Source organism: Actinoplanes sp. NPDC049668 (assembly GCF_044465445.1).
Taxonomy (GTDB): domain Bacteria; phylum Actinomycetota; class Actinomycetes; order Mycobacteriales; family Micromonosporaceae; genus Actinoplanes.
In genome coordinates, this window is record NZ_JBITLR010000002.1 from 1,011,171 (window position 1) to 1,024,348 (window position 13,178).

Genomic DNA, 13,178 nt, shown 5'->3' on the forward strand with positions numbered 1-13,178 from the left:
AGGATCAATGTATGACTTGGCGACCGCGGGCGGCGTTCTCGGTCGCGGCGAACTGCTCCCGGAGCGGCGGGCGCCGGGGACCGTTGGCCGGCTCGAGATAGCTGTTCAGGACGGCGATGATCAGCATCGAGGTGGTGCTGCCGGTGGTGGGCGCCGGCCCGAGGACGCCGGCTTCGGGGTCGCCCAGGTGACGCACCGCGAAGCCCTCGATGACGGCCGCCAGCATGTCGGCGAACTGATCCAGGCTGACACCTTCACAGAGGCGGAAGCCACGCTCGGCGATCGTGGACTCGTAGTACTTCTTCCAGGGTTCCAGCGCGGCCGTGTAGTTTCTCGCGATGGCCCGGTGGATACCGTCGTCGTGGCGGGCCGTCGCCGCCATCATCAACTGCAGCCGGAAGAGCGACATCCGGCAGATCGCCTGCAGTTCATAGAAGGCGACATGGTCGGACGCCGCCACCAAGGTGTCCGCATTGATCAGTGACTCGCCGCGCGTCTGCATCGCGGCGCCGTACTGGTCGTCGTAATTGATCGGGTGAAACAGGAAATCGAGCAGGTCGTCGATGTAGTCGTCGTGAGTGGCCCAGGTACACCGGTAGGGGCCATCGCCTTTCAGCCGCAGAAAGGGCGGCTCGATGCGCTCCATCTCCGCGATGACGGCCCGCTCGGTCAGGAACCGGATTCCGGAGCGGTATGGGCGGTTGACTCCCTGGTCGAGCTCGCCCGACCCGTCCGGCGGGCCGAGGTTCCGCTCTATCAAGGTCACGCCGGCCCGCAGATAGGAGGCCACCTTCGGATCATTGGGCAGGGTGGCGCGCGTCGCCGGTCGTTTGCCTTTGACCCGGGTGACGATACCGATCAGATCCTGATCATAGGGATACGGCAAATGCCGCTTGGACGCAATCATGCGTGGATGCTACCGACGATGCCAGGTGGCAATGGGTACGCAGCTGCGTACCCAATTTGTCACCTCAGGTAACTGATCGGTCACGGAAGAAACGGGTACACGGCTGCGTACCTGTTTAGCCGCCGATCATTGCGATAGAAACCTCCCGTCACCTCATTTCCGCTGCTAGGGAGACGGACCCGTGCTCATCGACCCCGATTTGATCAGTACGCTCCTGGCCGCCGCCGTGTTCGCCTGCCGTCCGCACCCGCACACGGAACGGAGGGCGCACTGGGCCGGCCTGCGTCCCCTGCTGGCCGACGGCGACACGCTCTGTCAGTACGTCAACGGCTACGGCCCCTCGGCGGAACAGCAGCTGATCCGGCGCGGGGCGCGCGACTTCGCGGTACGCGCGGACCAGTCGGCGCGGCGCGGACCGGCCCGCCTGCGGCCGGCGCTGACCGGGCTGGCCGGCCTGGCCGACGAGCTGGCCCGGTCGGCCGCCTTCCCCTCGAGCCCGCATCGCGCCGCCGTCCAGGACCAGACGGTCCGGGCGCTGGCCGCGGCGATCGACCGCCTCCGGATCGACCTGGCCAGCCTCGCCCGTGGCGGATGAGTCTGGTCGGCCGCCCGGCGGCGTCGCCGACGTCACCCTCCGCGAATGATGTGCGGCCCGGTCGAACGGGCCAGGTTGAATTCCATGGCGAACCAGACCGGGCAGACCTCGGGCACGGCGGCGGGGCAGGCGCCGAAGCAGGCCGGTCTGGTGCTGACCGCGCTGATCGCGGTGGCCGCGGTCGCGAACCTGAACCTGTCGGTGGCCAACGTAGCCCTGCCCTCGATCGGACGGGCGTTCGACTCCTCGCAGACGACCCTGGACCTCATCGCGGTCGGCTACTCGCTCGGCCTCGCGGCGTCGGTCCTCTACCTCGGCGCGCTCGGCGACCGGTACGGGCGCAAGCTGCTGCTCCTGCTCGGCATGGGCCTGTCGATCCCCGCCTGCCTGCTCGCCGCGTACGCGCCGTCGGACCTGGTGCTGTTCCTGGCCCGGGTGCTCGGCGGGGTCTCGGCGGGTCTCGCGTACCCGACGACGCTGGCGCTGATCACCGCGCTGTGGACCGGCGCCGGCCGTACGAAATCGATCGCGCTGTGGTCGGCGCTCGGCGGCGGAATCGCCGCGCTCGGCCCGCTCGTGGCCGGGGCGCTGCTGCAGAGCTTCTGGTGGGGTTCGGTCTTCCTGATCACGCTGCCGCTGGCCGTGCTGGCCCTGCTGATGGCGTTCTTCCTGGTACCGGGCGGGGTGAACGAGACGACCGAGCCCGTGGACAACCTCGGCGGCGTCCTGTCCATCGTGCTGGTCGGCTCGCTCATCCTGTCGATCAACTTCGCGCCGGTGCCGAACCGGGGCGCGCTCACGCTGCTGCTCGCCGGGATCGCCCTGGTCGCGCTGGTCTGCTTCGTGCTGCGGCAGCGCGCAGCGGTCAATCCGCTCTACGACCTGCGCGTGGCCGGGCGCCGGATCTTCTGGGTGGCGGCCTGCGCCGGTGTGATCGTCTTCGGCTCGCTGATGGGTTCGGCGTTCGTCAGCCAGCAGTACCTGCAGAACGTGCTCGGTTACTCCACGTTCGAGGCGGGTGCGGCGTTCCTGCCGGCGGTCATCCTGATGGTGCTGGTCGCGCCGCGGTCGGCCCGGCTCGTCGAGACGCGCGGCGCGCGCTTCACCCTGCTGCTCGGGTACGCGTTCCTGCTGCTCGCCTTCGGCTGGATGCTGCTGCTCTGGAACTCGAACAGCGCCTACTGGCAGATCGCTCTCGCGTACGCGTTCATCGGCGTCGGCGTGGGGTTCGCCGGCACGCCCGCCTCGCACTCGCTCACCGGGTCCGTGCCGGTGCGGCGCGCCGGCATGGCGTCGGGCACCGCGGATCTGCAGCGGGACCTGGGCGGCGCGATCCTGCAGTCGACGTTCGGCGCGCTGCTGACGGCCGGGTACGCGGCGGCGTTCTCCGCCGCGATCAACGCCGAGGATCCGAGCGCCTCGGCGCAGGTGCGCAACGTCCTGACGAAGTCGTTCTCCAGCGCCGCCGACGCCGCGCAGCGCTATCCGCAGTACGAGAACGAGATCATCTCCGCGGCTAAGCAGTCGTTCCTGGACGGCGCCGACTGGGCGTACACCGCGGGCATCGTCGCCATCGCGATCGGCGCCGCGCTCGTGTTCTTCCTCTTCCCGCACCGGGACACCGAGCAGCAGCTCCTCGACGCCTACCAGGTCGAGGACTCCGACAAATAAGGGAAACACCATGGCACCGACCACCAGGCCCGCCGACGTGCTGGCCATCTTCGGCATCACCGGCGACCTCGCCAGGGTGATGACGTTCCGCTCGCTGTACCGCCTCGAGCTGCGCGGGCTGCTCGACTGCCCGATCATCGGGGTGGCCGTCGACGCGTGGACGCACGCGGACCTGGTCGCGCACGCGCGGGCCGCGATCGAGGGCACCGGCGAGAAGATCGAGGATGAGGCGTTCGCGCGCCTCACCGGCCGGATGAGCTACGTCAGCGGCGACTTCGACGACCCCGGCACCTACCGCCGGGTCGGCGAGGCGATCGACGCCGCCGCCGTTCCGGTGTTCTACCTGGAGATCCCGCCGTTCCTGTTCGGCCGGGTCACCCGGGGCCTGGCCGAGGCCGGCCTGGTCCGAGCGGGCCGGGTGGTGGTGGAGAAGCCGTTCGGCCACGACAGCGAGTCGGCCGTCGCGCTGGCCGCGGAGATCCACCAGCACGTGCCCGAGGAGCAGCTGTTCCGCATCGACCACTTCCTCGGCAAGATGGGCCTGGAGGAGCTGCTCTACTTCCGGTTCGCCAACACGATGCTGGACCCGGTCTGGAATCGCAACTACGTCGAGTCCGTCGAGATCACCATGGCGGAGAGCTTCGGCGTCGAGGACCGCGGCCACTTCTACGACCCGGTCGGCGCCGTGCGGGACGTGGTCGTCAACCACCTCATGCAGGTGGTCGCGGCCGGCGCGATGGAGTCACCGGCGGGCCACGACCCGGACATCCTCAAGAACGCCCAGCTGGCGCTCTGGCGGGCGGTCGCCGAGGCGGACCCGGCGAGCTGCGTCCGCGGCCAGTACGACGGCTACCGGCAGATCCCCGGCGTGGCCGCGGACAGCCAGACCGAGACGTACGCGGCGATCCGGCTGGACATCGACAACTGGCGGTGGTCGGGCGTGCCGTTCTTCATCCGTACCGGCAAGCGGCTACCGGTGACTCAGACCGAGTTCCGCCTGGTCTTCAAGCGCCCGCCCAAGCTGGGCCTGCGGCTGCCCGGCGTGGCGCACCGGCCGGAGCCCGACGAGCTCGTGATCAGGCTGGACCCGTCCACCGGGATGCGGCTGAAGCTGCAGGCGCACCGCTCCGACGCGGAGGGCCCGGAGCCGGTCACCCTGGACATGGAGTTCGCGCAGGAGGGCGGCGAGGGCCCCACCCCGTACGAGGTGCTGCTGCACGCCGCGCTGCTCGGCAACGGCACGCGCTTCCAGCGGCAGGACGGTGTCGAGGAGACCTGGCGGATCCTGCAGCCGCTGATCGACAACCCGCCGCCGGTCGAGGCGTACGCCCCCGGGTCGTGGGGGCCGCCCGGCGCCGACCGGCTGGTCGCCGGGCACGGCGGCTGGCACGGTCCATGGACGGCGCCCTGACCGGCTAGCCCATGCCCGCCGCGCCCGCCCGGATGGCCGCGCGGATCCGGAAGTAGGTACCGCACCGGCAGATGTTGCGGATGCCGTCGAGGTCGGCGTCGGTGATCGCGCGGCCCTCGGCGGCGACCCGCCGGACCAGGTCGACCGCCGCCATGATCTGACCGGGCTGGCAGTAGCCGCACTGGACCACGTCGTGGTCCAGCCACGCCTGCTGCATGGGATGCAGCTCGGCGCCGACGGTGGCCGGCAGGCCCTCGATCGTGGTCACCTCGTCGTCGGGTCCGAGGTCGCCGACGGGTATCGCGCAGGGGCTGACGGCCCGGCCGTTGAGGTGGCTGGTGCAGGCCTTGCAGACGTTGATGCCGCAGCCGTACTTCGGCCCGGTGATGCCGAGGATGTCGCGCAGCACCCAGAGCAGCCGCACGTCGCCGGGCACGTCGACGGTGACCGGCGCACCGTTGACCCGGAAGGAGTGCTCAGGCATGGCGTATCCCATCGGTCGGGGACGCGGGCACCGGCGGCACGGTCGGCTTCGGTACGAACGACAGCGTCCCGTGGTTGATCGGGAACCGGGTGGGCAGCGTCCCGGTGGCCCGCCCGTACGCGCAGGCCACCGCCGCCATCGACGTCGCCACGCCCAGCTCCCCCGCGCCGCCGGGCTGCTCGGACGCGCTCGGCATGATGATGATCCGCAGGTCCAGCGGCGTGTTCCACTGCCGCGTGTAGAAGTAGTTGTCCCAGCTCGCCTCGAGGAAGTACCCGTCGCGCAGGTGCAGGCTGGAGGTCAGGGCGAGCGCGATGCCGTCCATGACGCAGCCCATCATCTGCGCCTCGAGCCCGCGCGGGTTGACGGCGAGGCCCACGTCGACGGCGAAGACCACCCGGGTGACCCGCGGCCCGCCGACGCCGTCGCGGATGGGGCGGTTCGCGGTCGCGGGCCGGCAGTCGATCTCCACGAGGCAGGCGCTGACGGCTTTGTACTCGGAGTGGAACGCGATGCCCTGCGCGACGCCGGCCGGCAGCGACCGTCCCCACTCGCCGGCCGCGGCGGCGGCCGCCAGCACCGCCCGGGCGCGGTCGTCGCGCAGGAAGTCGCGGCGCAACCGGTACGGGTCCCGGTTCATCCGCGCCGCGAGCTGATCGACCATCAGCTCGCGGGCGCACGTCGCGTCCGGCGAGTAGACGTTGCGCATGCTGCCGGTGTTGAAGCCGCGGCCGGTCTCGTTGAGCAGCCGGCTGTGGCTGCCGAAGGCGTACGGAGAGGTCTGGCTGAACTGGAAGAAGACCTGGGAGAAGGCGGCGCCGCCGATGGGCAGCTGCGCGGCCATGGCGGTGAACAGCTCGCCGATCCCGTGGCCGAGGTCGGTGGTGATGCTGGTGTGCCGCTGCTCGTAGGAGAGCACGACGTCGCCGGCGTAGGCGATCCGCACCCGCGAGGTGGCCATCGGATGGGTGCGGCCCTGGCGGGTGTCGTCGGCGCGGTGCCACATCAGCTTGACCGGCTTGCCGATCTGCTGGGAGACCTCGGCGGCCTCCAGGGCGGCGTCGAAGAACAGCTTGCGCCCGAACGATCCGCCGCCCTCGGTGACGTGCACGGTGACCCGGCCGGGTGGCAGACCGAGGCGGGCCGCGATGGTCTCCTGCGCGACGATCGGCGACTTCAGCGACGACCAGATCTCGGCGCGGTCGCGGCGCACGTCGGCGATCGCGCAGTTCGGCTCCAGCGCGCTGTTGCCGCGGAAGTGGAACGTGAACCGGCCCTCGACGACCGGCGTCGGCGGGCGCGGGCCCAGCGGCAGCTCGGCGGCCGCCAGCCGGCGCAGCACGGTCTCGTCGCTCTCGCCCTCGGCGGTGCCGGGACGCCACGTCACGTCGAGCGTACGGATGGCGTCTATGCACTGGCCGAACGTCTCCGCACGGACCGCGACCCCGGTCGAGATCACCACCGCGTCGGTGACGCCGGGCATGGCGCGGACGGCGGCGAGGTTGGCCACCGAGCGGACGGTGCCGTTGATGGTCGGCGCCCGGCACACCATCGTCGGCCTGGCGTCGGGAACGTCGAGGTCCATGGCGAACCGCTTGCGGCCGGTCACCGCGTCCAGCGCGTCGACCCGGTTGTGCGGCCGGCCGATGACGGTGAGGCTCTCCCGGGCCCGGAGCGTCACCGGCACCGGCGTGGTCCGCGGGCTGGCGGCCCGGACGGCGAGCGAGCCGATGTCGATGCTCCGGCCCCGGCCGTCGGCGATGACGCCGGCGTCCAGGCGCAGCCCGGTCGCCGGCGTGCCGAGCTCCTCCTGCGCCGCCGCCAGCAGCCGCTGACGGGCGACGGCGGCGGCGACCCGGATCGGGGTGTACGTCGAGATGGTGGTGTTGGATCCGCCGGTGAGCTGGTTGAACAGCAGCTCGGGGCGGGCGTCGGCCAGCGTCACCCGGACCCGCCGCAGCGGAACGGACAGCTCCTCGGCGATCAGCATGGCCGTCGAGGTGGTGATGCCCTGCCCCACCTCGGCGCGCGGCAGGGCGAACGACACCGTGCCGTCCTGGTTGACCTCGACCGTGATCAGGCCCGAGGTCGGCAGCGCCGCCGCGGTCATGATGTCGTTGAGGTCGAGCACCTCGGTGAGGTCGCCCGCCGAGGCGCGCAGGGGCGCGGCCGTCACCAGGATGGGGGCCGCCAGCACATAACCGAGCAGGCGCCGGCGGCCGAGCGGCGGGCTCATTCCGGCCGGTTGATCGTCGGGATCTCGATCTTCGTCTCGCGGCCCTTGGTCAGATAGAACATGATGTACTGCCGCACCGCCTCGTCGATGACCCAGGCCGACTCGGGCACCAGCGGCAGCGGGATCAGGCCCTCGCGGAACCGCACCAGCGCCGGCCAGGCGGTCGCGATCAGCGCCTCCCACACCGGCTCCCGCGGTATCTCGTCCCAGCCGGCCACCTGCGGGCCGACCAGGTAGCGGGCCAGCGCGTTGCACAGCGGCCGGCTCACACTGGCGGGGCTGGTCTGCTCGGCGAGCTGGCCGAGCAGGATGTCGGTCAGGATCACGCCCTCCGGCGTCGGGCCCATGTTCGGCGGCAGCACCTGGTCCGACTGCGCGTTCGCCGCGGCCCAGGTGGCGGGGATGTACTCGTCGCGGACCCCGAGCAGGTGCGCGGTCACCTGCCAGACGTGCAGGTAGGCCTGCGAGTCGGCGGCGCTGATCGGCACCCGCCAGTCGCGCATCGTGCGCATCGCGTACGTGGGCAGGGTGTGCCAGGTGACCAGGATGTCCTCCTGGCTGATCGGGATGCCGCCGGTCCAGTGCGGCGACTGCCGCAGCAGGTGCCGGACCGCCGCGTGCACCAGCCGCGTCTTCACCGCCTGCACGATGCAGTCCCCGTCCGGCCGGTACGCGTTGAGCGCGCCGACGGCGAAGCCGAGGATGCTGGTCTTGGCGACGCGGTCCTCCATGTCGGCGCCGCCCTTGGAGTAGTAGACCGCGCGGGCCTCCTTGGGGATGGCGGTGCTGAGCATGCCGCCGCCGACGCCGTTGAGCAGGTTGAGATAGATGCCGCGGGACTTGTTGAACTCGGCGGCCCGTTCCAGCTTGACCCGGTCGGCCCAGGACGGCAGCCGGCGCGCCTGCTCGATGAAGTCGCGCAGGTAGGCCGGCAGGCCGTCGGGCAGCGGCTGGTCGTTGCGGTTCCAGTCCCACAGCAGCCGGTTGACCTCGGGCACGTCGCCGCTCTCGAGCAGCGCCCGGGAGACCGGGTCGGCCAGTTCGTCCCACACCCAGCGCGGATCCTCGCCGGAGCCGTCGCCCGCGATCGAACCGCTCGACGGCCACGTCCACGGCACCGCCCGGGCCGGGGATCCCAGGCCCAGCGCGCCGAGCGCGCCAAGGGCTCCCCCGGTCATCAGCAATTTGCGCCTGCTCAGCTCACTCATGACGACGACTCCTACGAGGGACGGTTGGTGAGGGGGATCTCGATGCTGATCGGCCGCGCGTTGGAGAGGAACAGCAGCGCCGCCTTGCGCAGGAACTCGTCGAATAGCCAGTAGGCCTGCGGCGCGAGCGGGAACGGCAGCAGGCCCTCCCGTACGGCGATGAAGGGCCCCCACGCGGTGCGCAGCAGCGGGTCCCAGACCGGTTCGCGCGGGATGTCGAGCCACTCGGCGATCCGGTCGCCGAGCATGAAGCGGGTGAACGCGCCGAGGATGGGTTTGCTGAGGATGCCCGCGTCGATCGGGGTGCCCAGCTTCAACAGGATGTCGGCCAGGCGCACGCCCTCGGGCGTCGGCGCCAGTATCGGGTCGAGGACCTGGCCGGCCTGCGCGTTCGCCTCGTCCCAGGACGCCGGAATGTACTCGTCCCGGACGCCGAGCAGGTGCGCGGCCACCTGCCACGAGTGCAGGAACGCGGCCGACTCGGCGGCCGGGATGGGCACCCGCCAGTCGACCAGTCTGCGCATGACCGTGGTGGGCAGGCTGTGCCAGGTGACCATGATGTCGCGCTGGCTGATCGGGATGTCCTCCTCGGCCCGGTCGGCCCACTGCGGCGACTGCGGCAGCAGGTGGCGCACCGCGGCGTGCACGAGCCGGGTCTTGACCGAGGTCACGATCATCTCGCCCTCGGGCCGGTACGCGTTCAGCGAGCCGATGTCGTAGCCGAGCTTGGCGGTCTTGGAGATGCGGTCCTTCAGGTCCGCACCGCCTTGGGAGTAGTAGACGGCGCGGGCCTCCTTGGGGATGACGGTGCTCATCATGCCGCTGGCCAGCCCGTACAGGACGCCGAGGTAGAGGCCGCGCTTGGTGTTGAAGTCGACGGCCAGGGCCAGCTTGCGCTCGTCGGCCCAGGACGGCAGCTGCCGGGCGCGCTCCATGAAGTCGCGCAGGTCGGCGGGGAGCCCGGACGGCAGCGGCTGGCCGTTCCTGGTCCAGGTACGCAGCAGCGCGTTGACCGCCGGCACGTCGCCGCGGTCGATCAGCGAGGCGACCAGCGGGTCGGCCTCGTCGTCCCACACCCACCGCGGGTCGGTGCCGGCGCCCGCGCCGGCCACGGATCCCGCGGCCGACCAGGTCCAGATCGATTGAGCGTGCGCCGGCTGGGCGACGCTGAGCGCGCCGAGTGCGCCCAGCGCGCCGCCCGCCTGCAACATCCTGCGCCTGCTCAGTGGTTCCACCCTGGCCTCCTCATGGCCGACTGCTGATACGGTGAAACAAATGTTGCTTCCGTGTATCAAGCATGGGAACACAGCGCGTCGATGGCGACAAGACGTTAGGCGCGATTCCCACAATCTCGGCATCCGTGACGCCAGAAGTCGCTCATCTCTAACATCACCTACCCAGAAAGTTAGTGGTCGTTTACAGTGCCACAATGGATCTGACCATCCCGGCACTGCTGCACCGCAACGCTACGATGTTCGGCGACCTACCCGCCCTGAGCACATTGGGCCGCGACGACACCCTTACCTGGGCGCAGCTGCACCACGAGGTGACGGTGCTCTCCCGCGGGCTGGCCGAGATCGGCCTGACACCCGGCGCGCACCTGCTGATCATGATGTCCGGCCGGCCGGAGCACTGGCTGGTCGACCTGGCCGCGCTGCACCTGGGCGCCGTGCCATCCACCGTGTACTCCACGCTCAGCACCGAGCAGCTGCGGTACCTGGCGCTGCACAGCGCCGCCCAGGTGGTCGTGCTCGACGGCCCGGCCGAGCTGGCCCGCTGGGAGCCGATCCTTGCCGAGCTGCCGAACCTGCGCCGGGTCGTCATGGCCGACGAGCTGCCCCGGATCCGGGAGCTCGGCGAGGCCGCGCACCGCACCGACCCGGCCGCGTTCGAGCGGCGCTGGCGGGAGATCCGGCCCGAGCACCCGGTGACGCTGCTGTACACCTCCGGCACCACCGGCGAGCCGAAGGGCGTCGTGCTCAGCCACACCAACGTGATCTACCAGTGCCAGGTGCTCGAGTCGACGGTCGCCATGCCCGACCATCCGGCCTCGGTGGCCTACCTGCCGCTGGCCCACATCGCCGAGCGGATCCTGGGCGTCTACAGCCCGATCTACCGCGCCGGGCACGTGACCATCTGCCCGGACCCCGCCCTGCTGATCCCGGCGCTGCGCGCCGTCACCCCGGCGGTCTTCTTCGGCGTGCCGCGGGTCTGGGAGAAGATGGCCGCCGGGCTGCAGGCACACCTGGCGGCCGCGGACCCGGCGGTACGCGACGCGTTCGGCGCCGCGAGCGCCCTCGCCCTCGAGGCGTACGAGCTACGCGCCGCGGGCGGGCCGGTGCCCGACGACCTCGCCGCCCGGCTGGAACAGGCCGACGCTGTGCTGCGACCGATGCGGGCGGGCCTCGGCCTGCAGAACGTGGTGTGGGCCGGCAGCGGCGCCGCACCGATCCCGGTCGAGGTGCTGCGCTTCCTCGCCGGGATCGGCCTCGACGTGCTCGAGGTGTGGGGCATGACCGAGACCACCGGCACCGCCACCATCAACACCCCGGACCACTTCCGCACCGGCACGGTCGGCCGGCCCAACCCCGGCATGGAGGTCCGGCTGGCCGACGACGGCGAGATTCAGGTACGCGGGCCGCTGATCTGTTCCGGCTATCTGCGCGCCGGCGGCGGCGTCGAGCCGGTCACCGGCGCGGACGGCTGGCTGTCCACCGGCGACATCGGCACGCTCGACGACGACGGGTTCCTCAGCATCACCGACCGCAAGAAGGAGCTGATCATCACCGCCGGCGGCAAGAACATCTCCCCGGCGCTGATCGAGAGCCACCTGCGCGCGCACCCGCTGATCGGGCACGCGGTCGCGATCGGCGACCGCCGGCCGTACGTCACCGCGCTGATCGTGCTGGACGAGGAGGTAGCGCCGCGGTGGGCGCAGGCGCGGGGCATCGAGGGGACCAAGCTCGCGGACCTGGCGGCCGAGCCGCGGCTGCTGGCCGAGATCCAGGCCGCGGTCGACGCGGCCAACGCCCGGCTGTCCCGCCCGGAACAGGTCAAGTCGTTCCGGGTGCTGCCATCCGGCTGGACGCCGGAGTCGGGCGAGCTCACCCCGACCCTGAAGCTGCGGCGCCGGGTCATCACCGACCGCCACCAGGACGCCATCGAGGCTCTATACGATGAGACGACCAGCGCATCCGGGTAGCCCGGCGGGAGGACGATCATGGAGCCGTTGCTCTCCGAATCCCTCCTGGAGCGGGCCTTCGCCGAGGCGGTCGAGCGGGCCGACGACCACGACGACGTGACCATGCGGCTGCTCGACGCGGCGTACGAGCAGTTCTGCCGCATGGGCATCCGGCGCTCGACGATGGAGGACGTCGCCCGCCGCGCCGGCGTTTCGCGGATCACCGCCTACCGCCGCTTCGCCACCAAGGACGCGCTGGTCGAGCAGGTGGTCCGGCGCGAGTTCCGCCGCTACTTCGACCGGTTCCTGATCGACATCCAGCAGGCCGGCACGGTCGCCGACCGGGTGGTGCTCGGCTTCGTCAGCTCGCTGCAGGCGATCCGGCGCAACCCGCTGATCGGCGGCCTGATGAGCGCCGAGCCGGACGTGCTGATCCCGTCGATGGTCAGCGACGGCGGGCGGACCCTGGCCACCGTGCAGCGCTTCGTCGCCGGTCAGCTGCGCCGCGAGCAGCAGGCCGGCAACATCTCCTCCCGCGTCGACGTCGAGGTGGTCGCCGAGCTGATGACGCGGCTGTCCTGCTCGTTCCTGGTCACGCCCGGCGGTGTCGTCGACATCGACGACACCGCGCAGCTGCGCGCGGTGGCCCGCCGGTACCTCGTACCGATGCTGGACCCGCCGTCAGAGGCCCGCTGACCGCGGACCGAAGGCCGGCGCCCGGCCCTGGAAGCGAGCGGCCAGCGCCTCGTGGAAGTCGGTGCCGCCCAGCGCCGCGACCATCAGCCGCCCGGCGTCGGCGGACGCCTCGGCGAGGCCCGTCTCCAGGCCGGACCACACCTGGCGCCGGATCACCGCCATCGCCGTCGGCGAGCAGTTCGCGGCGAGGTCGGCCGCGTACGCCTGCGCCGCGGGCAGCACCTGGTCGCGGGGCAGGACCCGCTGCACCAGGCCGATCCGGAGCGCCTCGGCCGCGTCGATCTTGCGGCTGGACACCAGCAGATCCAGCGCGTTGCCGACGCCGATGAGCCGGGGCAGCAGCCACGCGCTGCCGTACTCGGCGATCAGCCCGAGCCGGCTGAACGCCGCGGCCAGGCGCGCCTCCTGCGCCAGGAAGCGCACGTCGGCGTAGAGCGCGTGCACCAGGCCGAGGCCGGCCGCGCCCCCGTTCATGGCCGCCACGATGGGCGTGCCGAGCGTGGCCGGCAGGTGCGGGTCGAAGCCGAGGTCGCCGGTCATCCGGTCGCGGTTGCCGCCGTCGAGCAGCGCGGTCAGGGCCTGCGGGTCGGCGCCCGAGCAGAACCAGTCGCCGGCGCCGGTCACCACGATCGCCCGCACCCCCGGGTCGGCGTCGGCGCCGGCCAGCGCCGCGTAGTAGTCCCGGAACATGCCCGACGTCATGGCGTTACGGTGTTCGGGCCGGTCGAACCAGATCGTCCGGACACCGTCCACCGTGGCCTCGCGCAGACTCATCCGCCGCACCTCCGT

The 13,178-nt window shown here is 71.5% G+C and carries 11 protein-coding genes; 5 read left to right on the forward strand and 6 right to left on the reverse strand.

Going from position 1 to position 13,178, the window contains the following annotated elements; all coding sequences use genetic code 11:
* Positions 1-4: 4 nt before the first annotated feature.
* The gene (locus ACIBSW_RS11410; RefSeq protein ID WP_354722292.1) at positions 5-907 is read right to left on the reverse strand and encodes a hypothetical protein; all 903 of its coding nucleotides are present in this window, start codon (positions 905-907) and stop codon (positions 5-7) included.
* 181 nt (positions 908-1,088) lie between these two features.
* Here ACIBSW_RS11410 and ACIBSW_RS11415 point away from each other — a divergent pair, with 181 nt between their 5' ends.
* The 3 genes from ACIBSW_RS11415 to zwf all read left to right on the forward strand — a co-directional run bounded on the left by ACIBSW_RS11415 (position 1,089) and on the right by zwf (position 4,584).
* On the forward strand, positions 1,089-1,502 hold the full coding sequence (locus ACIBSW_RS11415) for a hypothetical protein (protein ID WP_354722291.1): 414 nt from the start codon (positions 1,089-1,091) through the stop codon (positions 1,500-1,502).
* A gap of 84 nt (positions 1,503-1,586) precedes the next feature.
* Positions 1,587-3,173 (forward strand): MFS transporter, encoded by a 1,587-nt coding sequence (locus tag ACIBSW_RS11420; protein ID WP_354722290.1) that lies wholly within the window; start codon positions 1,587-1,589, stop codon positions 3,171-3,173.
* A 10-nt stretch (positions 3,174-3,183) separates the two neighbouring features.
* On the forward strand, positions 3,184-4,584 hold the full coding sequence (zwf, locus tag ACIBSW_RS11425; protein ID WP_354722289.1) for a glucose-6-phosphate dehydrogenase: 1,401 nt from the start codon (positions 3,184-3,186) through the stop codon (positions 4,582-4,584).
* 4 nt (positions 4,585-4,588) lie between these two features.
* On the opposite strand, the gene ACIBSW_RS11430 is transcribed toward zwf, so the two are convergent.
* Genes ACIBSW_RS11430 through ACIBSW_RS11445 form a run of 4 tightly spaced genes read right to left on the reverse strand, consistent with a single transcriptional unit; the run spans position 4,589 to position 9,747 of the window.
* Positions 4,589-5,068, reverse strand: a complete 480-nt coding sequence (locus ACIBSW_RS11430; protein ID WP_354722288.1) for a (2Fe-2S)-binding protein — start codon at positions 5,066-5,068, stop codon at positions 4,589-4,591.
* A complete protein-coding gene (locus ACIBSW_RS11435) occupies positions 5,061-7,304 on the reverse strand; it encodes a molybdopterin cofactor-binding domain-containing protein (RefSeq protein WP_354722287.1) in 2,244 nt (747 codons plus the stop codon). Before ACIBSW_RS11435 ends, ACIBSW_RS11430 begins: the two co-directional genes overlap by 8 nt.
* Entirely contained in the window at positions 7,301-8,512 is a 1,212-nt protein-coding gene (locus tag ACIBSW_RS11440; RefSeq protein ID WP_354722286.1) for an oxygenase MpaB family protein, read from the reverse strand. Before ACIBSW_RS11440 ends, ACIBSW_RS11435 begins: the two co-directional genes overlap by 4 nt.
* Before the next feature lie 11 nt (positions 8,513-8,523).
* Positions 8,524-9,747, reverse strand: coding sequence for an oxygenase MpaB family protein (locus ACIBSW_RS11445; RefSeq protein WP_354722285.1), 1,224 nt, complete (start codon positions 9,745-9,747; stop codon positions 8,524-8,526).
* Between the two features lie 194 nt (positions 9,748-9,941).
* Between ACIBSW_RS11445 and ACIBSW_RS11450 the strand changes: the two genes are divergently transcribed.
* Positions 9,942-11,714: an AMP-dependent synthetase/ligase gene (locus ACIBSW_RS11450; RefSeq protein ID WP_354722284.1), complete on the forward strand. Its 1,773-nt coding sequence runs from the start codon at positions 9,942-9,944 to the stop codon at positions 11,712-11,714.
* An 18-nt stretch (positions 11,715-11,732) separates the two neighbouring features.
* Complete coding sequence (locus ACIBSW_RS11455) at positions 11,733-12,389, forward strand: TetR/AcrR family transcriptional regulator (RefSeq protein WP_404799301.1); 657 nt, start codon at positions 11,733-11,735, stop codon at positions 12,387-12,389.
* On the opposite strand, the gene ACIBSW_RS11460 is transcribed toward ACIBSW_RS11455, so the two are convergent.
* Positions 12,375-13,163: an enoyl-CoA hydratase-related protein gene (locus ACIBSW_RS11460; protein ID WP_354722282.1), complete on the reverse strand. Its 789-nt coding sequence runs from the start codon at positions 13,161-13,163 to the stop codon at positions 12,375-12,377. The two genes, ACIBSW_RS11455 and ACIBSW_RS11460, sit on opposite strands and share 15 nt — an antisense overlap.
* Between the last annotated feature and the right edge of the window lie 15 nt (positions 13,164-13,178).

What these genes read in the sequence shown, in the direction of transcription:
- ACIBSW_RS11410 (WP_354722292.1), bottom strand. Translation starts at nt 907, where the DNA reads ATGATTGCGTCCAAGCGGCATTTGCCGTATCCCTATGATCAGGATCTG.
- ACIBSW_RS11420 (WP_354722290.1), top strand. Translation starts at nt 1,587, where the DNA reads ATGGCGAACCAGACCGGGCAGACCTCGGGCACGGCGGCGGGGCAGGCG.
- zwf (WP_354722289.1), top strand. Translation starts at nt 3,184, where the DNA reads ATGGCACCGACCACCAGGCCCGCCGACGTGCTGGCCATCTTCGGCATC.
- ACIBSW_RS11430 (WP_354722288.1), bottom strand. Translation starts at nt 5,068, where the DNA reads ATGCCTGAGCACTCCTTCCGGGTCAACGGTGCGCCGGTCACCGTCGAC.
- ACIBSW_RS11435 (WP_354722287.1), bottom strand. Translation starts at nt 7,304, where the DNA reads ATGAGCCCGCCGCTCGGCCGCCGGCGCCTGCTCGGTTATGTGCTGGCG.
- ACIBSW_RS11440 (WP_354722286.1), bottom strand. Translation starts at nt 8,512, where the DNA reads ATGAGTGAGCTGAGCAGGCGCAAATTGCTGATGACCGGGGGAGCCCTT.
- ACIBSW_RS11450 (WP_354722284.1), top strand. Translation starts at nt 9,942, where the DNA reads ATGGATCTGACCATCCCGGCACTGCTGCACCGCAACGCTACGATGTTC.
- ACIBSW_RS11455 (WP_404799301.1), top strand. Translation starts at nt 11,733, where the DNA reads ATGGAGCCGTTGCTCTCCGAATCCCTCCTGGAGCGGGCCTTCGCCGAG.
- ACIBSW_RS11460 (WP_354722282.1), bottom strand. Translation starts at nt 13,163, where the DNA reads ATGAGTCTGCGCGAGGCCACGGTGGACGGTGTCCGGACGATCTGGTTC.